The organism is Pseudomonas sp. VS40 (genome assembly GCF_018587885.1).
GTDB classification, from domain to species: Bacteria; Pseudomonadota; Gammaproteobacteria; order Pseudomonadales; family Pseudomonadaceae; genus Aquipseudomonas; species Aquipseudomonas pergaminensis.
Map to the genome: position 1 here is coordinate 375,603 of NZ_JAGYWD010000003.1, position 21,220 is coordinate 396,822.

The 21,220-nt window shown below is 60.4% G+C and carries 19 protein-coding genes; 12 read left to right on the forward strand and 7 right to left on the reverse strand.

The window, feature by feature from the left end; translation table 11 throughout:
• Positions 1–164 precede the first annotated feature (164 nt).
• Both KHP07_RS10845 and KHP07_RS10850 read left to right on the forward strand, forming a co-directional pair.
• Entirely contained in the window at positions 165–2,060 is a 1,896-nt protein-coding gene (locus KHP07_RS10845) for an FTR1 family protein (protein ID WP_100491902.1), read from the forward strand.
• A gap of 2 nt (positions 2,061–2,062) precedes the next feature.
• Positions 2,063–2,518 carry a YaiI/YqxD family protein gene (locus tag KHP07_RS10850; RefSeq protein ID WP_214497181.1) on the forward strand — a complete coding sequence of 152 codons (456 nt, stop codon included), beginning with the start codon at positions 2,063–2,065 and terminating at the stop codon, positions 2,516–2,518.
• A 233-nt stretch (positions 2,519–2,751) separates the two neighbouring features.
• Here KHP07_RS10850 and elbB read toward each other — a convergent pair whose 3' ends face one another.
• Positions 2,752–3,417: an isoprenoid biosynthesis glyoxalase ElbB gene (elbB, locus tag KHP07_RS10855; protein WP_099493190.1), complete on the reverse strand. Its 666-nt coding sequence runs from the start codon at positions 3,415–3,417 to the stop codon at positions 2,752–2,754.
• Between the two features lie 117 nt (positions 3,418–3,534).
• On the opposite strand from elbB, the gene KHP07_RS10860 reads away from it, so the two are divergent.
• Positions 3,535–4,770: a sterol desaturase family protein gene (locus tag KHP07_RS10860; protein ID WP_214497182.1), complete on the forward strand. Its 1,236-nt coding sequence runs from the start codon at positions 3,535–3,537 to the stop codon at positions 4,768–4,770.
• On the opposite strand, the gene KHP07_RS10865 is transcribed toward KHP07_RS10860, so the two are convergent.
• Positions 4,751–5,401, reverse strand: coding sequence for a DedA family protein (locus KHP07_RS10865; protein ID WP_078050666.1), 651 nt, complete (start codon positions 5,399–5,401; stop codon positions 4,751–4,753). The genes KHP07_RS10860 and KHP07_RS10865 overlap by 20 nt on opposite strands.
• Positions 5,402–5,608: 207 nt before the next feature.
• On the opposite strand from KHP07_RS10865, the gene hemB reads away from it, so the two are divergent.
• Positions 5,609–6,622, forward strand: a complete 1,014-nt coding sequence (gene hemB / locus KHP07_RS10870) for a porphobilinogen synthase (RefSeq protein ID WP_078050665.1) — start codon at positions 5,609–5,611, stop codon at positions 6,620–6,622.
• Positions 6,623–6,640: 18 nt separating this feature from the next.
• Positions 6,641–8,863, forward strand: a complete 2,223-nt coding sequence (gene ppk1, locus KHP07_RS10875) for a polyphosphate kinase 1 (protein WP_078050664.1) — start codon at positions 6,641–6,643, stop codon at positions 8,861–8,863.
• Between the two features lie 136 nt (positions 8,864–8,999).
• Here ppk1 and ppx read toward each other — a convergent pair whose 3' ends face one another.
• A complete protein-coding gene (ppx, locus tag KHP07_RS10880; RefSeq protein ID WP_033897523.1) occupies positions 9,000–10,502 on the reverse strand; it encodes an exopolyphosphatase in 1,503 nt (500 codons plus the stop codon).
• A 447-nt stretch (positions 10,503–10,949) separates the two neighbouring features.
• Between ppx and KHP07_RS10885 the strand changes: the two genes are divergently transcribed.
• The 4 genes from KHP07_RS10885 (at position 10,950) to KHP07_RS10900 (ending at position 15,463) form a co-directional block, all read left to right on the forward strand.
• Positions 10,950–11,609, forward strand: a complete 660-nt coding sequence (locus KHP07_RS10885) for a DUF1120 domain-containing protein (protein WP_214497183.1) — start codon at positions 10,950–10,952, stop codon at positions 11,607–11,609.
• A 132-nt stretch (positions 11,610–11,741) separates the two neighbouring features.
• Positions 11,742–12,431 (forward strand): fimbria/pilus chaperone family protein, encoded by a 690-nt coding sequence (locus KHP07_RS10890; RefSeq protein ID WP_352152399.1) that lies wholly within the window; start codon positions 11,742–11,744, stop codon positions 12,429–12,431.
• Positions 12,432–12,438: 7 nt separating this feature from the next.
• A complete protein-coding gene (locus tag KHP07_RS10895) occupies positions 12,439–14,940 on the forward strand; it encodes a fimbria/pilus outer membrane usher protein (protein ID WP_214497185.1) in 2,502 nt (833 codons plus the stop codon).
• The gene (locus KHP07_RS10900; RefSeq protein ID WP_078050661.1) at positions 14,930–15,463 is read left to right on the forward strand and encodes a DUF1120 domain-containing protein; all 534 of its coding nucleotides are present in this window, start codon (positions 14,930–14,932) and stop codon (positions 15,461–15,463) included. The genes KHP07_RS10895 and KHP07_RS10900 overlap by 11 nt, the downstream gene beginning before the upstream one ends.
• Here the strand turns inward: KHP07_RS10900 and KHP07_RS10905 are convergent.
• The 4 genes from KHP07_RS10905 to KHP07_RS10920 are packed head-to-tail and all read right to left on the reverse strand — an operon-like array spanning position 15,435 to position 18,277.
• Entirely contained in the window at positions 15,435–16,172 is a 738-nt protein-coding gene (locus KHP07_RS10905; protein WP_065938032.1) for an amino acid ABC transporter ATP-binding protein, read from the reverse strand. The genes KHP07_RS10900 and KHP07_RS10905 overlap by 29 nt on opposite strands.
• The gene (locus tag KHP07_RS10910) at positions 16,159–16,809 is read right to left on the reverse strand and encodes an amino acid ABC transporter permease (protein ID WP_099493185.1); all 651 of its coding nucleotides are present in this window, start codon (positions 16,807–16,809) and stop codon (positions 16,159–16,161) included. The genes KHP07_RS10905 and KHP07_RS10910 overlap by 14 nt, the downstream gene beginning before the upstream one ends.
• Positions 16,806–17,474: an amino acid ABC transporter permease gene (locus tag KHP07_RS10915; protein ID WP_017736949.1), complete on the reverse strand. Its 669-nt coding sequence runs from the start codon at positions 17,472–17,474 to the stop codon at positions 16,806–16,808. Before KHP07_RS10915 ends, KHP07_RS10910 begins: the two co-directional genes overlap by 4 nt.
• Before the next feature lie 17 nt (positions 17,475–17,491).
• A complete protein-coding gene (locus KHP07_RS10920; protein ID WP_078050658.1) occupies positions 17,492–18,277 on the reverse strand; it encodes a transporter substrate-binding domain-containing protein in 786 nt (261 codons plus the stop codon).
• 255 nt (positions 18,278–18,532) lie between these two features.
• Between KHP07_RS10920 and KHP07_RS10925 the strand changes: the two genes are divergently transcribed.
• The 3 genes from KHP07_RS10925 to rho all read left to right on the forward strand — a co-directional run bounded on the left by KHP07_RS10925 (position 18,533) and on the right by rho (position 21,173).
• Positions 18,533–19,228, forward strand: a complete 696-nt coding sequence (locus KHP07_RS10925) for a FadR/GntR family transcriptional regulator (protein WP_214497186.1) — start codon at positions 18,533–18,535, stop codon at positions 19,226–19,228.
• A gap of 121 nt (positions 19,229–19,349) precedes the next feature.
• On the forward strand, positions 19,350–19,679 hold the full coding sequence (gene trxA, locus KHP07_RS10930) for a thioredoxin TrxA (protein WP_015886460.1): 330 nt from the start codon (positions 19,350–19,352) through the stop codon (positions 19,677–19,679).
• Positions 19,680–19,913: 234 nt separating this feature from the next.
• Complete coding sequence (gene rho / locus KHP07_RS10935; RefSeq protein WP_016973082.1) at positions 19,914–21,173, forward strand: transcription termination factor Rho; 1,260 nt, start codon at positions 19,914–19,916, stop codon at positions 21,171–21,173.
• Positions 21,174–21,220 lie beyond the last annotated feature (47 nt).

Here is a 21,220-nt window from a genome sequence, read left to right on the forward strand (position 1 = left end):
ATTACTGGCAAAACAATGGCTTTTTGCCTCGATCAATTCGACCAAAAAGCCACTACCTGCGCCTGATTTCCCCGAACTCACCCCCGACAAATCACTTACGCCTTGAGTCAAACCTCTTAAACCTCAACAATGTGTTACTTCGTATTTCCCTTTGAGATTCGTTCATGACTGCCCCCTTCCGTTTTCTCGCCTGGCTGATGCTGCCGGCGTTGATGTCGTGCAGCTTCAACCTGTTGGCCGCGACTGCCGAGGGCGCCCCACAAGCCCTGCATTTGCTGGACTACATTGGCGCTGACTATCCTCCGACGGTGGAGGCGGGCAAGGTTATCGACGAATCCGAATACCGCGAACAACTGGAGTTTCTCGGCGTGTTACAGGGCTTGGTGGCCGAACTGCCGCAACGCCCGGAGCGCGCGGCGTTGGTCAAAGGCGTCGACGAACTGTTAGCGGCTGTAACTGCCCATCAGGACGGCGCCACAGTCGCTCGCCAGGCCCGTCAATTAGGCGCTCAGTTGGCCGTGGCCTATGAAGTCAGCCAGGCCCCGGCGATCACCCCTGATCCCACGCGCGGTGCGCCGCTTTACGCCCAGCATTGCTCGGTGTGCCATGGCACAGCCGGTGCCGGTGATGGCCCGGCCAGCGTGGGCATGACGCCGCCGCCCGCCAACCTGCGGGATGCCGTGCGCCTGGATCGCCTGAGCCTCTACGCGATCTATAACACCCTCGGCCTGGGTGTCGAAGGCACCGACATGCCGTCCTTCGCCGACCAACTGGACGACCGTCAGCGCTGGGACCTGGCCACCTACATTGCCAGCTTCACCGCCGACCCGGCCGCCGCGAAAAGTGAGCAACCGTTCAACCTCGCCGACCTGGCTCGCCAGACCCCCAATGAAGTGCTGGCCGCAAGCGGTCCGGCGGCCGCTGCGACGTTCCGTGCCCAGCGTGCGCAACCGCCGCAGGTCAAGCGTGGCCCGGCGCAGTTGCTCGACTACACCGCCACCACCCTGGACAAGAGCCTGGCGGCATTCCAAAAGGGTGATCATGAGCAGGCCTACGATCTGTCGGTGGCCGCGTACCTGGAAGGTTTCGAGCTGGTTGAAAGCTCCCTGGACAACGTCGACGCCAACGTGCGCAAGGACACTGAGAAGGCGCTGATGGCCTACCGGCAGTCGTTGCAGGACGGTTTGCCGGTCGAGCAGGTGCAACAACGCCTGGACGTGGCCAAGGGCAAGCTCACTGAATCCGCCGGCTTGCTGGGCAGTGATGGCCTGAGTTGGTCGTTGAGTTACATCTCCGGCTTGCTGATCCTGCTGCGTGAGGGCCTCGAAGCGATCCTGGTGCTGGCTGCGATCCTCGCGTTCCTGCGCAACACTGGCCAACAGTCGGCGGTGCGTAGCGTCAACGTGGGTTGGGGCCTGGCGTTGCTGGCCGGTCTGGCGACCTGGGCGTTGGCCGCGTATGTGATTGACGTAAGCGGCGCCCAGCGCGAACTGCTGGAAGGCTGCACGGCCCTGTTCGCCAGCGTGATGGTGCTGTGGCTCGGCGTGTGGATGCACGACCGCCGCCACGCAGCAGCCTGGCAGGACTACATCAAGAGCAGCCTGGTGGGCGGCGGCGGGCGGTTCGGCTTTGCGATGCTGGCGTTCTTCTCGGTGTACCGCGAGCTGTTCGAAGTGATCCTGTTCTACGAAACCCTGTGGCTGCAAGCCGGCCCGGCCGGGCACAACGCGGTGCTGGCCGGTGGCGCCACGGCGCTGGTGCTGTTGGTGGGCCTGGCGTGGGTGATCCTGCGTGGTTCGGCGAAGCTGCCGCTGGCGTTGTTCTTCGGGATCAACGCGGCGTTGCTGTGTGCGCTGTCGGTGGTGTTTGCCGGGCATGGCGTGAAGGCGCTGCAGGAAGCCGGCATCTTCGGCACGCGGCCGGTGGCGTTCTTTGATTTCGATTGGCTGGGCATCCACGCCGATGCGTACTCGTTGAGTGCACAGGCGGTGGCAATCCTGGCGATTGTGGTGCTGTACGGCCGCAGTCGCTTGGCTGAGAAGCGCCGGGTGGTGGCTTGAGTATGCGGGTCTGGATCGATGCCGACGCCTGCCCTCGGGCAGCCAAGGACCAGGTGGTGAAGTTTGCCCTCAAGCGGCAGTTCGAGGTGGTGCTTGTGGCCGGGCAGAGTCAGATCAAGCCGAGCTTTGCCTGTGTGAAGCTGATCGTGGTGCCCAGCGGCCCGGATGCGGCGGATGACTACCTGGTGGAGCACGCGGTGCCCGGCGATCTGGTGATCTGCAGCGATGTGCCGCTGGCCGACCGCTTGGTGAAAAACGGCGTCACGGCCCTCGATCCACGCGGCAAGGAATTCAGCCCGGCGAACATGAGCGAGCGCCTGGCGGTGCGCAACCTGTTCACTGATCTGCGTGAGCAAGGCCAGATGGGGGGTGGGCCACCGCCTCATGGAGAGAAGGAGAAGCAGGCGTTTGCCAATGCGCTGGACCGGATCCTGACGCGGTTAATGCGCCAGGCCTGAGCCTGTGGTGGGTGAGTTGTGTTGAGCGGGCTTATTGTTTTGAGCAGGCTTGTAGTGGTGAGCGGGCTTACCCCGCGTTGGGCTGCGCAGCAGCCCCAAACCCTGCAATCATGTTCTAATTGACGCACCGCGTCGTCTGAATTGGGGCGGCGTCGCCACCCAGCGCGGGGCAAGCTCGCTCACCACGCAAGCCCGCTCACCACAACTAGCGACTTGCCACAGTGAGGAGGCTATCAGTCGTTCTCGTGGGTCAGTTCCAGCACCCGGTCCACCAGCTTGTTGATCCCTGAAGCGACCTCGCTGATGTTCTTGCCGAGCATATAGGCCGGCGTGCTCACCAGTTTGCGTGCCTTGTCTTCGACGATATCTTCCACCCCGCATTCCTGGTGAGTGGCGCCCATCTTGTCCAGCGCGGCGGCGGTGTCGGCGCAGTTGCCGATGGTGCAGGTCACCCCCGGGCCGTAGATCTTCGCCGCCAGGGCAGGGGAGATACAGATCAGCCCCACAGGCTTGCCCGCTTCGGCAAACGCCTCGGCCAATTCCAGCACTTGCGGGTTGACGCTGCAGCCGGCGCCTTCCACGGCAAAGTTCGAGAGGTTTTTCGCCGCGCCAAACCCGCCGGGTACGATCAGTGCATCGAAGTCTTCGACGTTGGCCTCGCGGATGTCTTTCACGTCACCTCGGGCGATCCGCGCCGACTCCACCAGCACATTGCGTGATTCGGGCATTTCTTCGCCGGTGAGGTGGTTGATCACATGCAATTGCGCGATGTCCGGTGCGAAACATTGGACCTGAGCGCCGCGCTGGTCCAGGCGCAGCAAGGTGATCACGCTTTCGTGGATCTCTGCGCCGTCGTACACGCCACAGCCGGAAAGGATCACTGCAATCTTTTTGCTCATGGGCATTTCTCCTGGGATTCTTGGCGTTAAATGTCTACTAATTTGTCATCTGTTGCCAATGGGATCTCGCGCCGCTGCACCTAATCTTGATGTAACAAAAATAGACCGGACCAGACCATGGACTTCGTGCCTTACGCGGTACCGTTTTTCATTGCGTTGATTGTCGTGGAGCTGCTTGCCGACCGTTGGCGCGGTGAACGCAACTACCGGGTGGCGGATGCCATCAACAGCCTCAGCACCGGTGTGCTGTCGACGACCACGGGGTTGCTGACCAAGGGCGTAGGGCTGTTGACCTACGCATTCGCCCTCAAGCATCTTGCCGTCATCGAACTGTCTGCCCAGAGCGTCTGGACCTGGGTGTTCGCGTTTGTGTTCTACGACTTCTGCTACTACTGGCTGCACCGCATGGGCCACGAACGCAACATCCTGTGGGCCGCGCACTCGGTGCACCATCAGAGCGAGGACTACAACCTCAGCACCGCACTGCGCCAGACCAGCACGGGCTTCCTGCTCAGTTGGATCTTCTACCTGCCCCTGGCCGTACTGGGTGTGCCATTGGTGGTGTTTATCAGCGTGGCGTCCCTTAACTTGCTGTATCAATTCTGGGTGCACACCCGGCATGTGCCGAAGCTCGGCTGGTATGAGTGGTTTTTCGTCACGCCGTCCAATCATCGGGCCCACCATGCACAGAACGCTCTCTACATGGATCGCAACTATGGCGGGGTGTTCATTATTTGGGACCGGCTGTTTGGCACCTTCCAGGAGGAAGACGACAACGAACCGGTGATTTTCGGCGTGACCACGCCCTTGGCCAGCTGGAATCCGCTGTGGGCGAACCTGCAGTTCTATGCTCAGTTGTGGAGTGACGCGCGGCGCACCGAGAGTGGATGGGACAAGCTGCGCATCTGGTTCATGCGCACCGGCTGGCGCCCGGCAGACGTGAAGGCCAAGTACCCGTTGGCCAAACATGACTTGAGCCAGTTTCGCAAATTCGAAGTACCGTTGGATGGGCGCCAACAGGTCTACATCGCGCTGCAGTTCGCGGCGTATGTGGGTTTTGGCAGCTATTTGATGAATGTCGGCGAAGGCTTGCCCGTGGCGGCGCTGGTCCTGGGCTGGAGTGCGATGGCGCTGGGGTTGTTCACGTTGGGCGTGGCCCTGGAGAACCGGCCGTGGGCGTGGAAGGCCGAGCTTTTGCGGCTGGCACTGAACGTGCCGCTGGTAGGGCTGGCACCGTTGATCGGGCTATGGCCAGCCAGCAACCTGGGCTGGCTGGGCCTGCTGAGCTACAGCTTGCTCAGCGTGATCGGCCTCTACTGCTGCAGAAGCCGGTTTACTCGACTGGTGTCTTAGGGGCTTCTGTCTTAGGGGCTTCGAGCGGCACGGGCTCGGCGGCAAGCCGGGCCTTGGCCTCGGCACAGGCTTCACGGGCGATACGCGCATTCTTGAAGCGACGGCGCAGCCACAGGCCGAAGCCCAGTACCAGCAATGCGCCCAATACCCACAGTTCGTATTTCTTCACGCTGCCAAGCATACCTTCGAGCACGGCGCCGAAGTGATAAGCCGCCGCGCCCAGGGCGGCGGCCCATATCGCTGCACCAATGCCATTGAGGATCAGGTAGCGCATCGGTGGGTAACCGGAAAGGCCAATCGCCACCGGCATGACGGTGCGCAACCCATACACAAAGCGGAAGCTCAGCACCCAGATATCCGGGTGCTTGCGGATGTGCTCCAGGGCCTTGTCGCCCATCAATTGCCAGCGTGGTTTGCGCGCCAACAGCTTGCGGCCATGCTTGCGGCCCATGTAGTACCAGAGTTGGTCGCCCGCGTAGCTGCCGAAAAACGCAACCACGACCACCAGGTTGATATCCATGTATCCACGGAACGCCAGGAAGCCTGCGAGCACCAAGATGGTCTCGCCTTCGAAGAAGGTCCCAAGGAAGAGGGCAAAGTAGCCGAAGTCATGCAGAAATTGTTGAAGCATGGTCTGGGTGCTGGCGAAATGAACGCGCAGCCTACGCCTTCGTGAACATTCATGAAAGTATCGAGATGTGTCACGAAGTGAACAATTCCTACATAAACGACGAATGCGACTACAGGTCGCATCGTTAAGCACAACTGTCATACCTTCGTCATAATGGCCGCTTATAACTGCAACGCTCGCCCGTGAACCCGGGCTCAGGAGTCTGTCGTGAGCTTTACCCCTGCCAATCGCCTGTTCCCCGCCACCCGTCTGCGTCGCAATCGTCGTGATGATTTTTCTCGCCGCCTGGTTCGCGAAAACGTGCTGACGACCAACGATCTGATTCTGCCGGTGTTTGTGCTGGACGGTGAAAATCGTCGCGAAACGGTGGCCTCGATGCCAGGTGTAGAGCGCTTGACCATTGACCTGCTGCTAGAAGAAGCCGCCGGTTGGGTCGAGTTGGGGATTCCGGCATTGGCGCTGTTTCCGGTCACGCCGTCTGAACTCAAGTCCCTGGATGCTGCCGAAGCCTGGAACCCGGAAGGGATCGCCCAGCGCGCCACGCGTGCCCTGCGCGAGCGTTTCCCGGAGCTTGGGGTGATCACCGACGTGGCGTTGGACCCGTTCACCACCCACGGCCAGGATGGCATTCTTGACGAAGAAGGCTATGTTCAGAACGACATCACTGTCGACGCGCTGGTCAAGCAGGCCTTGTCCCACGCAGCGGCAGGCGCCCAGGTGGTTGCGCCGTCGGACATGATGGACGGCCGCATCCAGGCGATCCGCGAGGCCCTGGAACTGGCCGGGCACGTCAATGTGCGGATCATGGCCTACTCGGCCAAGTACGCCAGCGCCTATTACGGCCCGTTCCGCGATGCGGTCGGCTCGGCGCTGAACCTGGGCAAGGCCAACAAGGCCTCGTACCAGATGGACCCGGCCAACAGCCATGAAGCCCTGCACGAAGTGGCGGCCGACCTGGCCGAAGGCGCTGACATGGTGATGGTCAAGCCGGGGATGCCGTACCTGGACATCCTTTATCGGGTCAAAGAAGAATTCAAGGTGCCGACTTTCGTCTACCAGGTCAGCGGCGAATACGCGATGCACATGGCTGCAATACAGAATGGATGGCTGAGTGAAGGGGTGATCCTTGAATCCCTGACAGCCTTTAAACGCGCCGGGGCCGATGGCATCCTGACCTACTTCGCCGCCCGCGCCGCCCAATTGCTTAGAGAGCAACAATAGCCCTCACAGGAACATTCGATGAATACCGAAGGACTCACAGAAGTTGCCGTAAAAGACGCTCACCCGGTGGTTGAACAAGTCACCGAGACCCCGCCGGAGCACGAGCCCGCCGCACCTGCGGTGGTGGTCGAGCCGCCCGTGGCGGCCCCGGTGGTCGCGGTGACCAACCTGGATGACAGCAGCCTGTACATCCATCGCGAGCTGTCACAACTGCAATTCAACATCCGCGTGCTGGAGCAGGCGCTGGATGAGTCCTATCCGCTGCTGGAGCGGCTCAAATTCCTGCTGATCTTCTCCAGCAACCTGGATGAGTTCTTCGAAATCCGCGTCGCCGGTCTCAAGAAGCAGATCACCTTTGCCCGCGAGCAAGCCGGCGCCGATGGCCTGCAGCCGCACCAGGCGCTGGCGCGCATCAGCGAGCTGGTGCATGGCCATGTGGACCGCCAGTACGCGATTCTCAACGACATCCTGCTGCCGGAACTGGAAAAACATCAGGTCCGCTTCATCCGTCGTCGTCACTGGACCACCAAGATCAAAACCTGGGTGCGTCGCTACTTTCGCGACGAGATCGCGCCGATCATCACGCCGATCGGCCTCGACCCGACTCACCCGTTCCCGCTGCTGGTGAACAAGAGCCTCAACTTCATCGTCGAACTGGAAGGGATCGACGCCTTCGGACGCGATTCGGGCCTGGCGATCATCCCGGCGCCGCGCCTGCTGCCACGGATCATCAAGGTACCGGAAGAGGTGGGGGGGCCTGGCGATAACTATGTATTCCTGTCGTCGATGATCCATGCGCACGCCGATGACTTGTTCCAGGGCATGAAGGTAAAAGGCTGCTACCAATTCCGCCTGACCCGTAACGCCGACCTGGCGCTGGACTCCGAAGACGTCGAAGACTTGGCCCGTGCCCTGCGCGGTGAGCTGTTCTCGCGGCGTTACGGTGATGCGGTGCGCCTGGAAGTGGCCGATACCTGCCCGAAACACCTGTCGGACTACCTGCTCAAGCAATTCAACCTGGGCGAGACCGAGTTGTACCAGGTCAATGGTCCGGTGAACCTGACGCGTCTGTTCAGCATCACCGGCCTGGACAGCCATCCGGAGTTGCAATACACGCCGTTCACCCCGCAGATCCCCAAACTGCTGCAGAACAGCGAGAACATTTTCAGTGTGGTGAGCAAGCAGGACATCCTGCTGCTGCACCCCTTCGAGTCCTTCACCCCGGTGGTCGACCTGCTGCGCCAGGCCGCCAAGGACCCGCACGTACTCGCCGTACGCCAGACCCTGTACCGTTCCGGCGCCAACTCGGAAATCGTCGACGCCTTGGTCGACGCCGCGCGTAACGGCAAGGAAGTCACCGCGGTGATCGAGTTACGTGCACGCTTCGATGAAGAGTCCAACCTGCAACTGGCCAGCCGTTTGCAGGCGGCGGGCGCGGTGGTGATCTACGGTGTGGTCGGCTTCAAGACCCACGCCAAGATGATGCTGATCCTGCGCCGCGAAGCCGGTGAGATCGTGCGTTACGCCCACTTGGGCACCGGCAACTACCACGCCGGCAACGCCAAGCTCTATACCGACTACAGTCTGCTGACCTCCGACGATGCCTTGTGTGAAGACGTCGGGAAGCTGTTCAGCCAGTTGATCGGCATGGGCAAGACCTTGCGCATGAAGAAGCTGCTGCACGCGCCGTTCACCCTAAAGAAGGGCATGCTCGACATGATTGCCCGCGAGACCCAGTTCGCCCTGGACGGCAAGCCGGCGCACATCATCGCCAAGTTCAACTCGCTGACCGATCCGAAGATCATCCGCGCGCTGTACAAGGCCAGCCAGTCCGGCGTGCGTATCGACCTGGTGGTGCGCGGCATGTGCTGCCTGCGCCCTGGCATTGTCGGGGTGTCGCACAACATTCATGTGCGCTCGATCATCGGCCGCTTCCTGGAACACACGCGGGTGTTTTACTTCCTTAACGGTGGCGAAGAGCAGATGTTCCTCTCCAGCGCCGACTGGATGGAGCGCAACCTCGATAAGCGTGTAGAGACCTGCTTCCCGGTGGAAGGCAAGAAGCTGATCATGCGGGTCAAGAAGGAGCTGGAAAGCTACCTGACCGACAACACCCACAGCTGGAGCCTGCAGTCGGACGGCCGCTACGTGCGCAACACGCCGACCGGCAACCAGAACCCGCGCAGTGCGCAGGCGACGTTGTTGGAGAAGTTGGGTAGCCCGATTCTGACGGTGAATTAAAAACCGACGCGGTCTGAAAATGTGGGAGGGGGCTTGCCCCCGATGACGGTGTCAGTCAACAGATTCATTGACTGGTCCACCGCCATCGGGGGCAAGCCCCCTCCCACATTTGTTTTGCAGAGTTCTTCAGGTCAGGTCAGCGCAGGTTCAGGCTGAACCCCACCCGCGTCAGCCACTCCGCTTCCTGGGCGAAGTCCGCCTGGGTCAGCTGGTTCTCATCCAGCCAGCCTTTCGGAAACACCACGTCCAGGCTGTCGCCGTTGGCGCGCAGGGTCACCTGGGGCATTTCCTGGGTGCCACGGATGTGGTGGAACAGGATCGCAAAGCGCAGCAACACGCACAGGCGAATCAGCTTGATGCCTTCGTCGCCGAATTCAGCGAACTTGTCCTTGGGGATGTTACGGCGATGGCCGCGCACCAACAGGGCGAGCATTTGCTGGTCCTCGCGGGAGAAACCGGCCAAGTCCGAGTGCTCGATCAGGTAGGCGCCGTGCTTGTGGTAATGATAGTGGGCGATATCCAGGCCCACTTCGTGCACCTTGGCGGCCCAGCCCAGCAGTTCGCGCCAGACGCCGTCTTCCAGGTCCCAGTCCTCGGCCACCTGGTCGAAGGCGTGCAGGGCTTTGCGCTCGACACGGGCGGCTTGTTCCAGGTCGACGTGGTAGCGCTCCATCAACGAGGTGAGCGTGCGCTCACGCACGTCTTCGTGGTGATGGCGACCCAGCAGGTCGTAGAGCACGCCTTCGCGCAGGGCGCCGTCGCAGTGGTCCATGCGTTGCAGTTCGAGGGCGTCGAAGATCGCTTCGAGAATTGCCAGGCCCGCCGGGAAGATCGTGCGACGGTCCGGCTTGATGCCGTCGAAGTCGATTTTCTCGGCGTCCCCCAGCTTGAACAGTTTGCGCTTGAGCCAGGCCAGGCCTTCGGCGTTGACTTCGCCGGTGCCATGGCCGCCAGCCTTGAGGGCCAGGCCGATGGCGCGAATGGTGCCGGACGAGCCGATGGCTTCATCCCAGGTCAGGCGGTGCAGGGCGTGCTCGATGCTCATGATCTCCAGGCGCGCCGCCGTGTAGGCCTGGGCGTAGCGCGCCGGGGTGATCTTGCCGTCCTTGAAATAGCGCTGGGTGTAGCTGACGCAGCCCATCTGCAGGCTTTCGCGCAGCAGCGGTTCAAAGCGCTGGCCGATGATGAATTCGGTACTGCCGCCGCCGATGTCGGCGACCAGGCGTTTGCCGGGGGTGTCGGCCAGGGTGTGGGACACGCCCAGATAGATAAGACGTGCCTCCTCACGACCGGAGATGACTTCTACCGGGTGCCCAAGGATCTCCTCGGCGCGGCGGATGAATTCGCCACGGTTGCGGGCTTCGCGCAACGCGTTGGTGCCGACGATTCGAACGGCACCGAGGGGCATGCCGTTGATCAGTTGGGCAAACCGCTTCAGGCAATCGAGCCCGCGCTGCATGGATTCTTCATTGAGCTGGCGCTCATCGTCGATCCCGGCAGCCAGTTGCACCTTCTCGCCAAGTCGCTCAAGGATGCGGATTTCACCGTTCTGGGCCTTGGCCACGACCATGTGAAAGCTGTTGGAGCCCAGGTCGATGGCGGCGATCAGGGACAGATTCTTGGCTTGGGATTGCGGCATGGTTTGGGGGTCTCGGTCGATAACCTGACCATCGTGCCACGATCGACCGCTGACGCCAACGCGTAGTGCTTGGGGAATTTCCCTGAGGTGGTCTGTAGGTAATTCCTGTGGGATATGTAGGTTGCGCTTTCGCGCTTCTGTTAGCGATGTATTCGAGGTATGTAGGAATATGTAACTTTGCACTGTTGGAGGGGTGATTATGATGTCGCCTACAAATTCAGTGCCGGTTTTCTTTTTGGTGCCTGACTCAGTACTACTGCCGAAAAACGCACTGCCGACAGCTTGTTTATATGCCTCCGACAGTAATTGAGGTGTTGTCTTATTCTTTAATTGGGCATCGACAAGACAGACTGTCACTCGGCAATTGTGCCGTGGCGTTATTTATTTGTCGTCGGTTATCCAAAACAGAAATAAATGCGCCTGCTAACTTTAAGTGACAGGTCGAACATGAAAAAGATTGTTGGATTGACTCTGGGTATCGCTTGCCTGGCTGCGGCTTTTGGTGCACAGGCAACAACGAGTGCCCAGTTGAGCGTCAGGGGCACGATCAAACCCGCTTCTTGCAACCTCAGCATGACCGGCGGGGGCAATATCAATTATGGGGATATTCCTTCGAGCTCGTTATCCCAGACGGCCTATACACCGCTGCGGGAGATGACCACGCCCTTGACGATCAATTGCGGCGCAGGCTACACCCAGTTCGGGCTGACATTTGACGACCTGCAGCCGAACAGCAGGGTGAGAGACATTCTGAGCGCGCTTAACCAAGGTCATAGGGACATTCACAACTTTGGCTTGGGTACGGTCGCACAAAAAAACACGGGTGGTTATGCGATCACGCTTAAAAACCTGCAGTCGACAGGTAAAACGCTTTCTCTTATTACGCGTGGTACCAACGCCGGTGCCTGGCAGAACAGTGATGGCAAAGTCGCATGGCAGTCAAGTCAATATTCCTGGCGCAGCGGTGTAGTCCTTGTCCCGGCGTCACTCTCCCAGATGAGTGGGACTATCGCTGTTAGAGCGGTTATCAATAAGGCTCAAGACTTGACGCTAAATCGCGATGTTACTCTTGATGGGCGCGCCACGCTTACATTGGTTTACCTCTAAGCGATTCAACTATAGCCGATCAAAAAGCGGATGCTTTTTGATTGGCTGTTTTCATATGAGTGCTTGGCTGTAATAGCTAACCTCATGTTCTGCGGGGAACACTGAGTGTGTAGTCTTTCAGTAATAAATAAAGTGCGGTTGTTCGGTGTAAGCCTGTGTCTATGTTTTGTCGGTGTGGCCACGGCCGATGGGATGCTGCCGGAGACTTCGGTGGTTATTCTTTATGAAGAGCAGGGTGAGGCCACGATAAACATCAGGAATACCGAGGCGAGGCCAGCTCTTCTTCACTCGGTCGTGGAGAACGTGCCCGAGGACGTGGAGCCCTTATTGATAGTGACACCCCCCATTACGCGGGTGGATGCGGGTGAAACCCAATTAGTGCGCTTCATTGCCACCTTGAAGGAACCGTTGAAGACCCAGCGCTTGAAGCGTGTGTCCTTTGAGGGTATTCCGCAGGCGCGGGCCGGAACGGGTGCGACCATTGGTATCACTGTTCGACAGAACCTGCCGCTGATCCTGCATCCCGAAGGCTTGCCTCGGCATGATTCGCCTTGGGAATTGTTGACGTGGAGCCGGTCGGGAGAACGTCTGACCGTTCATAACGACAGCGCTTATGTGGTGCGCCTGGCGCCGGATGTGCAGCTACTTCCCCAAAAAGCCTTGGCCACTTTGCCGCGTACCTACATTTTGCCGGGGGAGGTGCTGACGGCACAGGTTGAGGGCAGCCTGGGCGGCTTGGCCGAGGTGGAGATACAGCCGGCCACGGTCTACGGTTTTTCGGTAGACCGCTACCGAGCCCCGATCACTACCGAAGGGAGTTGATCGGCGCATGGCTAACTTGTCGAATAGAAGCCTTTCAGCTTCTTGCTGGTCGCGCCGACCCTCGTTGCTCATGGGGTTTGCGACGCTGTGGAGTTTGCCGGGCCTGGTCTCTGCGCTGGAGTTGGGGGAGGGTTTCGACGTCGCGGCACTGACCACCTACGGCATCGACCCCAAGGTCTCGGACTATTTTCGCACTGCGGCGCGTTTTCGCGAGGGCACCCAGGTGGTGGGGCTACGGGTCAATGGCAATCCGCACGGGTTGGTGGATGCGCGGTTCGACGCGGAAGGCCAGTTGTGTTTCACCCCAGGGTTGTTGGAAAAAGCCGGGTTGGTGCAGCCGCGTGAAGTCGTCCGTGAAGGCACCACCGTCGATGACGCCTGCCACGACTTCCTCGGTGCGTTCCCGACGACGATGGTGCGACTGCGGCCCGGTGTCGATGAGGTGGCATTGGTAGTGCCGACCCAGTCGTTTCGCGAGCCGCAATGGGAGGCTGGGCATTTCGCCCATGGCGGCACGGCGGCCCTGTTCAACTATGACGTGCTGGGCTTTGACAGCCATTCGCGCAGTGGGTCCAGTCGGTTCGTGTCGGCTTATACCGAGGCAGGCTTCAACTTGGGCGACTGGATTGTGCGCAGTCACCAGTTCTATGTCGCTGACAAGGGTGACACCCGTACTGAGCACCTCTATGCCTACGCCCAGCGCGACATTGCTGCGATGCAGTCCACTTTCCAGGTAGGGCAGATCTCCACTAACAACCCGTTGTTCGGTGGTCTCCAACTGTCGGGTGTGCAGTTTTCTCCGGACGGCCAGTCGCGGGTGCCGGCGGGCAGTAACAATGCGGTGGTAGAGGGCTTGGCCCGGAGCCAATCGCGGATTGAAGTGCGCCAGTCCGGCGTGTTGATTCACAGCACGCTGGTGCCTGAAGGCCCCTTCCGGCTGACGGGTCTGCCTTTGCTCAATGGCACCAGCGACCTGGAAGTCAGCGTCATCGATGTGCGGGGTGCCAAGCGCAGTTTCGTGGTCCCGGCGGCATCGTTCGCGGGCGCCGCTCCAGCGGCTCCCGGTTACTACTTTTCCCTTGGCAAGGTGCGGGGCAACGTATCCGAGAGCGGGCCGTCGCCCGTGGTCGCCATGGGCAGTGGCACATGGGGACTGGGACGTGACTCCTCTGCGGGCTTTGGTCTGTTGAGCACGGATGAATACTGGTCGTCTGGCGGCACGCTGAGCAGCGTGTTTTTCCAGCGCGTCTCCGTAGGTGCGCGTCACAACCTGTCCCGTGACAGTCGAGATGCGCGCTACGGCTCACGCAGCAGCGTGTCCATGAGCAGCCCGGTGATTGCCGATATCGAGGTCAGCCTGAGCGCAACCACTCAGACCCGCGGTTATCGTGAGGTGCTTGAAGTCGGGCGCTCATCCAGCGCCGATGGTCTGGAATCTCGCTTCAAGAACCAATACACGGCGGGCATGAGCTGGGTCGACCCCACACTTGGGGGCTTTTCGGTGGGTTACACCCGTAGCGCCCAATTCGACGGGCACACGACCGAGCATGTGTTTGCGGCGTGGAACAAGTCATATCGCTATGCCGACATTGCGCTGATCGGCGACTCGCAGGTGGGCGGCTCCCAGGCTCGCCGTGATGCCCGGCTTGAAGACCGGCGCCGCGATTCGGCTCAGGAAGATAAGCTGTCCGTGCGGCTGCAAGTCCGTGTGCCCTTGGGGGCTGATCGGCGCGTGAGCAGCTATATCAGTCGCCAAGGGGGCCAGTCACGAGCAGGTAGCGCATTCAGTGAGCGGGTCAATGAGTACGTGAATTATGAGGTGGGTGTCGAACGCGATCTAAGCCATCGGGAGCAATCGATCCGAGCCAATGTGGACGTGCTGCCAAGGTATGCCCGAGCCGGGCTGGGTGTCAGTCGTGATCCGCAGGGCACCACCTATTCAGGGCAGGTGCAGGGTGGAATGGTGGCGCACCAGGGTGGCTTGACCTTCTCGCCTTATGCTGTGCAGGACACGTTTGGCATCGTCTCGGTGGGTGACATTGGCGCTGCAAAAGTCGATACCCCGCAAGGTCCGGTGTGGACCGACTTCACCGGGCAGGCGGTGCTCGCCAATCTGCCCGCCTACACCAACAGCCGCATCGAAGTGCAGACCCAGTCCTTGCCAAAACGGGTCGACCTGAAGAACGGCACCCAAGTGCTTGCGGCAGGCCGGGGCTCCGTCAATAACGTGGCTTTCGAGGTCGTGACGGTGCGCCGTGTGCTGCTGAGCGCCAGCGATCAACAAGGGCGGCCGCTGCCTCAGGGCGCTTCGGTTTTGGACAAGAACAATCGGTTCCTGACCAGTGTGGTGGGTGATGGCATGATCTTCCTCAACGACGCCAATGACGCCCAAATACTGCGGGTCCTAATGCCGGACTCTTCCTCTTGCCTGCTCAACCTTACCCCCGAGTCGAAGGCCGACAATGACAGGTTCTATGAGACAAGTTCGGCGGTGTGCCATGGCCGTTAAGTTGAAAAGCGTGGGCTTCGCATTGCTCTGCATCGTGTGGATGGCCGAGGGAGCACAGGCGCAAAACTGCCGGGTGTCCGTAAGCCAGTCGCGCGTCGATTATGGCGTTATTCGCAGGGAGGCACTGGTTGAGACTCCCTCAATAGCGCTCAGCACACGCAGGGTGCAACTGAACGTACTGTGCGAGGAGCCTTCGGTCATCGCGTTGCGATTTACCGGCGCAGCCAATGGACAAGGTTTTCGGTTCGGCCGTCAGGGGCGCTTCAACCTGACCCTCAAGCATGCCCTGATGGATGGGCGTGCGGTCGAGTGGACGCAGGCACACTTGCCCGGCGAAACCGCCAGCGGGCAGTTATTGCCAGGCCAGGTCCTGGTGGCACGAGGGGCTGGCCAGCGGTTGAGCGCCCAGGTAGAAATCGATACCAACCTGCCCGCTGACGCGCTGCATGTTCGCAATCAAGCGGTGCTGGAGGGGCAGGGCAGTTTCGAGCTGGTCAGTCCGGCTGCTCCACGGAGCCGATGAAATTGGCGAACTCGGGGGTTTGCGGGTTGGCGAACAGCACCTTGGGGTCGCCCACTTCATGCACCTTGCCCTGGTGCATGAACACCAGCTTGTCGCCGACTTCCCGGGCGAAGCGCATTTCGTGGGTCACCATGATCAGGGTCATGCCGTCCTTGGCCAGTTGGCGCACCACGCTGAGCACTTCGTTGACCAGCTCCGGGTCGAGGGCCGAGGTGATTTCATCGCACAGCAACACCTTGGGCGACATCGCCAGGGCGCGTGCGATGGCCACACGCTGTTGCTGGCCGCCGGACAGGCGATCAGGGAAGGCGTCGAACTTCTCGCCCAGCCCCACACGCTCAAGCATTTGCCTGGCCAATTGGGCGGCCTTGGCCTTGGGCACTTTCTGCACCACTTGCGGCGCGAGCATCACGTTTTCACCGACGGTCAGGTGCGGGAACAGGTTGAACTGCTGGAACACCATGCCGACTTTCTGCCGCAGGCTGCGCAGGTCGGCGCGTGCGGCGTCGAGGTATTCGCCATCGACTTCGATCACGCCGTCGTTGATGGACTCCAGGCCGTTGAGGGTGCGCAGCAAGGTGGACTTGCCCGAACCGCTGCGGCCGATGATCGCCACCACCTGGCCTTCTTCAACGGTCAGGTCAATGCCCTTGAGTACATGGTGATCGCCGTAATACTTATGCAGGGCGGAAATTCTAAGCAGAGGCATGCAGTCTCCTTTCCAGGTAGCGAGCACTGAGGGACAGGGGGTAGCAGAGCAAAAAGTAACCAAGGGCCACCAGGCCGTAGACCATGAAGGGCTCGAAGGTGGCGTTGGCGAGCATGCCGCCGGTCTTGGTCAACTCGGTGAAACCGATGATCGAGGTTACGGCGGTGCCTTTGATCACTTGCACCGAGAAGCCCACCGTCGGCGCCACGGCAATGCGCAGCGCCTGGGGCAAGATCACGTAGCGCAGCTGCTCCAGCGGGTTGAGCGCCAGGCTGGCCGAGGCTTCCCATTGCCCGTGGGCGATGGAGTCGACGCAGCCGCGCCAGATTTCGGCGAGGTAGGCGCTGGTAAACAGGGTCAGGGCAATGGCGGCTGCCAGCCAGGGCGAGATGTCCACACCGAGCAGGGCAATGCCGAAAAACACCAGGAACAGCTGCATCAACAGCGGCGTGCCCTGGAACAGCTCAATGTAGGTGCGGGCGACATTGCGCGGGAAGGCTTTGCGACTGATGCGCATCGTCATCACCAGCAAGCCGATCACGCCGCCACCGACAAACGCCACCAGTGAAAGCAACAGCGTCCACTGCAGGCCTGTAGCCAGGTTGCGCACGATGTCCCAGAACGAAAAATCACTCATCGGCTGTTCCTCATCACGAAGCGGCGGCCGATCCAGTTGAGCAACTGGCGAATCATCAGCGCCATGCACAGGTACACCAGGGTGGTCAGGGCATAGGTTTCGAATGCACGGAAATTGCGCGACTGGATAAAGTTGGCGGCAAAGCTCAACTCTTCGGTGGCGATCTGCGAGCACACCGCCGAACCGAGCATCACGATGATGATCTGGCTGCTCAGGGCCGGCCACACCTTACCCAGCGCCGGTAGCAGCACCACGTGGCGAAAGGCTTCGAAGCGCGTCATGGCCAGCGCGGCGGCGGCTTCCAGCTGCCCGCGTGGAATGGCCTGGATGCCGGCGCGGATGATCTCCGTGGAGTAGGCGCCCAGGTTGATCACCATCGCCAGCACGGCAGCTTGCCACTCGGTGATCTTCAGCCCCAGGGACGGCAGGCCGAAGAAGATGAAGAACAACTGCACCAGGAATGGCGTGTTGCGGATCAACTCGACATACACGCCAAAGAACCAGGCGAACGGCTGGATCTTCCACGCCCGCACCACGGCGCCGACGGTGCCCAGGGCCACGCCGAGGATGGCGCCGATGGCGGTCAGCTCAAGGGTGAACAGCGCGCCGCGCAACAGCAGGTCGGTGTTGGCCAGGACCGGTACAAAGTCAAATTGATACGCCATGAGTCAGCTCCGTCGCTTCACAGATCGGCGGGCAGCGGCTCTTTCAGCCATTGCATAGCGTTCTTTTCCAGGCTGCCATCGGCCTTGGCCGCGACCAGGATCTGGTTGACCTTCTCCAGCAGCGCCGGCTCGTTCTTGTTCACGCCCACGTACACCGGCGAATCCTTGAGCTTCACTTTCAGCGCCGGCACACGTTTCGGGTTGCGTTCGCTGATCGCGACCATCACCACATTGCCGCTGGCGATCAGGTCAACCTGGCCGGCCAGGTAGGCGGCGATGGTCGAGTTGTTGTCTTCGAAACGCTTGATCGTGGCTTCCTTGGGCGCAACGGCGGTCAGCTCGATGTCTTCGATGGCGCCACGGGTCACGCTGATCGTCTTGCCCTTGAGGTCGTCGGTGCTGCTGATGGCGGCTTCAGGCGGGCCGAACACGGCCAGGTAGAACGGCGCGTAAGCCTTGGAGAAGTCGATGACTTTCTCGCGCTCGGCGTTCTTGCCCAGGCTGGAGATCACCAGGTCGACCTTGCCTGTGGTGAGGAACGGAATACGGTTGGTGCTGTTGACGGGGGTGAGTTCCAGCTTGACCTTGAGTTGGTCGGCCAGCAGCTTGGCGGTATCGATGTCGAGGCCGCGTGGCTTCATGTCAGGGCCGACCGAACCGAACGGCGGAAAGTCCTGGGGCACGGCGACCTTGAGCGTGCCACGGGCAATGATGTCGTCCAGACCATTGGCCTGGGCGGGTGCCTGGCTCAGCATCAGGCTGGCAAACAGGGCAGTAAGCAGGGCGCTGTAGCGCTTGGTCATGGCAACTCTCCGAGAAGGGCGAAGGAATTTTCTGGATTTGCTCAGTGCACAGCCCATGCCATCACGCTCAATAACGCCTGAAAGCCAGGGATCTATTGCGTTTTTGTGGTCGGACTGGTCTGAACAGTTCGCGGACTTTTCGCACCCTTTTCGAGCGCCGACAAAACCCTGCGAGCCCCTTTGGGGCGTGGCTTGCCGTCAGCTGCGAATAGCTTTACAACTAGCGGGTCCGTTGACCGCAACCTTGAGTTTTTTATGAATTCCATCGCCCAAGCCGTACCGGAAGCGGCCCTGCAGGCCATCCGCAAACTGATCAAGGAGCAAGGCTTCGGGCCGGGCGATGCACTGCCGTCGCAACGCGACCTGGCGGTGCAGTTGGGTGTGAGCCGGGCGTCGTTGCGCGAGGCGTTGTCGTCCCTCAGCGCGCTGGGTGTGGTCAGTGTGCAGCCCGGCAAGGGCGTGTTCGTGCAGGCCGCGGAGGAATCGCCAGGGTTTGCCTGGCCTTTTGCGGCCCAGGCCACGCCACTGGATATCTTCCAACTGCGTTATGCCTTGGAAGGGTTCGCGGCGGGGTTGGCGGCGATCACATTGACTATCGATGAGCTGGACAGCCTGGAAGATAACGTCGAAGCCATGCGCAAGGTGCTCAAGGCGGGCGACTTTGAAGGCGCTGCCCGGCTGGACTTCGAATTTCACCAGCGCATCCTGCTCGCCAGCGGTAATCAAGCGATGGTGAGTATCCTCAGCGCGAGTGCCGAGGTGTTCCTGGAGAGCCAGAAGCTACCGTTCATCCGGCCGGAGCGAGCCATGGAAACCTGGCAGGAGCACCGCAGAATCCTGCGCGCCCTGGCCCGGCGTGCCAGTGCGGCGGCGCAGAAAACCATGCAGGAACACGTGCGCAATGCGGCGTTGCGCACCGGCATCGCTTTTGTGACTCCCGTAACACCCTGAGATGGGCTATACCCAAACTCATGCGCCTTCATAGCAAGACTCAATCAGCGGCAGCTTCCTGAACGGGGGAAGGGCGGCTATGATGGGCCACGTTTTTTTTGCTTACATTCCGGAGACATCCATGAGCAACGATCTTATCAAGCACGTCACCGACGCGACCTTTGAGGCCGAAGTACTCAAGGCTGCTGGCCCGGTGCTGGTTGACTACTGGGCTGAATGGTGTGGCCCTTGCAAAATGATCGCTCCAGTCCTGGACGACATTGCGACCACCTACGAAGGCAAGCTGACCATTGCCAAGCTGAACATCGACGACAATCAGGAAACCCCGGCCAAGCACGGCGTGCGTGGTATCCCGACCCTGATGCTGTTCAAGAACGGCAACGTCGAAGCGACCAAAGTAGGCGCGCTGTCGAAGTCTCAGCTGCAAGCTTTCCTCGACGCGAACATCTAAGCGTCGTCAAAAAAGCCCCGCAAATAGCGGGGCTTTTTCGTGAAACAGGGCTAGACGCTCCGAAACTCAGGTGGTACATTCGGCCCCGCACTGGTTTCTCCACTGCCCCCTGCAAGCCGTCGCCGACGCATTCCTTTTCGATTAGTACGCGATCCTGTCGCCTTCTCTGCGGCGCGGCCTCATTAAGCCAAAAGCTTAATTTCCCCCCTCCATAAATGATTACGTCATTCCTATATGAATCTGACTGAACTCAAGCAAAAGCCGATTACCGACCTGCTCCAACTGGCCGAAGAAATGGGCATAGAAAATATGGCCCGTTCGCGCAAGCAGGACGTGATTTTCTCCTTGCTGAAAAAGCACGCGAAAAGCGGCGAGGAAATCTCCGGTGATGGCGTGCTGGAGATTCTCCAGGACGGCTTCGGCTTCCTCCGCTCTGCAGACGCCTCCTATCTTGCCGGCCCAGACGATATCTATGTCTCGCCGAGCCAGATCCGTCGCTTCAACTTGCGCACCGGTGACACCATCGTTGGCAAAATCCGACCTCCGAAGGAAGGCGAGCGTTATTTCGCCCTGCTCAAGGTCGACACGATCAACTTCGATCGTCCCGAGAACGCGAAAAACAAGATTCTCTTCGAGAACCTGACCCCGCTGTTCCCGACCGTGCGAATGAAGATGGAAGCCGGTAACGGTTCCACCGAAGACTTGACCGGTCGTGTGATCGACCTGTGCGCCCCGATCGGCAAAGGCCAGCGCGGCCTGATCGTCGCACCGCCGAAAGCCGGTAAGACCATCATGCTGCAGAACATTGCAGCGAACATCGCACGTAACAACCCTGAAGTTCACCTGATCGTATTGCTGATCGATGAACGTCCGGAAGAAGTGACCGAAATGCAGCGCACCGTGCGCGGCGAAGTGGTTGCCTCGACGTTCGATGAGCCGCCAACCCGCCACGTGCAGGTTGCCGAAATGGTGATCGAGAAGGCCAAGCGTCTGGTCGAACACAAGAAAGACGTGGTGATCCTGCTCGACTCCATCACCCGTCTGGCCCGTGCCTACAACACCGTGATCCCTAGCTCCGGCAAGGTACTGACCGGTGGTGTCGATGCCCACGCCCTGGAGAAACCGAAGCGTTTCTTCGGCGCCGCGCGGAACATCGAAGAAGGCGGCTCGCTGACCATTATCGCCACCGCACTGGTTGAAACCGGTTCGAAGATGGACGAAGTGATCTACGAAGAGTTCAAGGGTACTGGCAACATGGAACTGCCCCTGGACCGTCGCATCGCGGAAAAACGCGTATTCCCGGCCATCAACATCAACCGCTCCGGCACCCGCCGCGAAGAGTTGCTGACCGCCGACGACGAACTGCAGCGCATGTGGATCCTGCGCAAGCTGCTGCACCCGATGGATGAAGTCGCTGCCATCGAGTTCTTGGTCGACAAGTTGAAAACCACCAAGACCAACGACGAGTTCTTCCTGTCGATGAAGCGTAAGTAATACGACGTTTCAGGTCCGAAAGAATGGCGCCCTCAGGGGCGCCATTT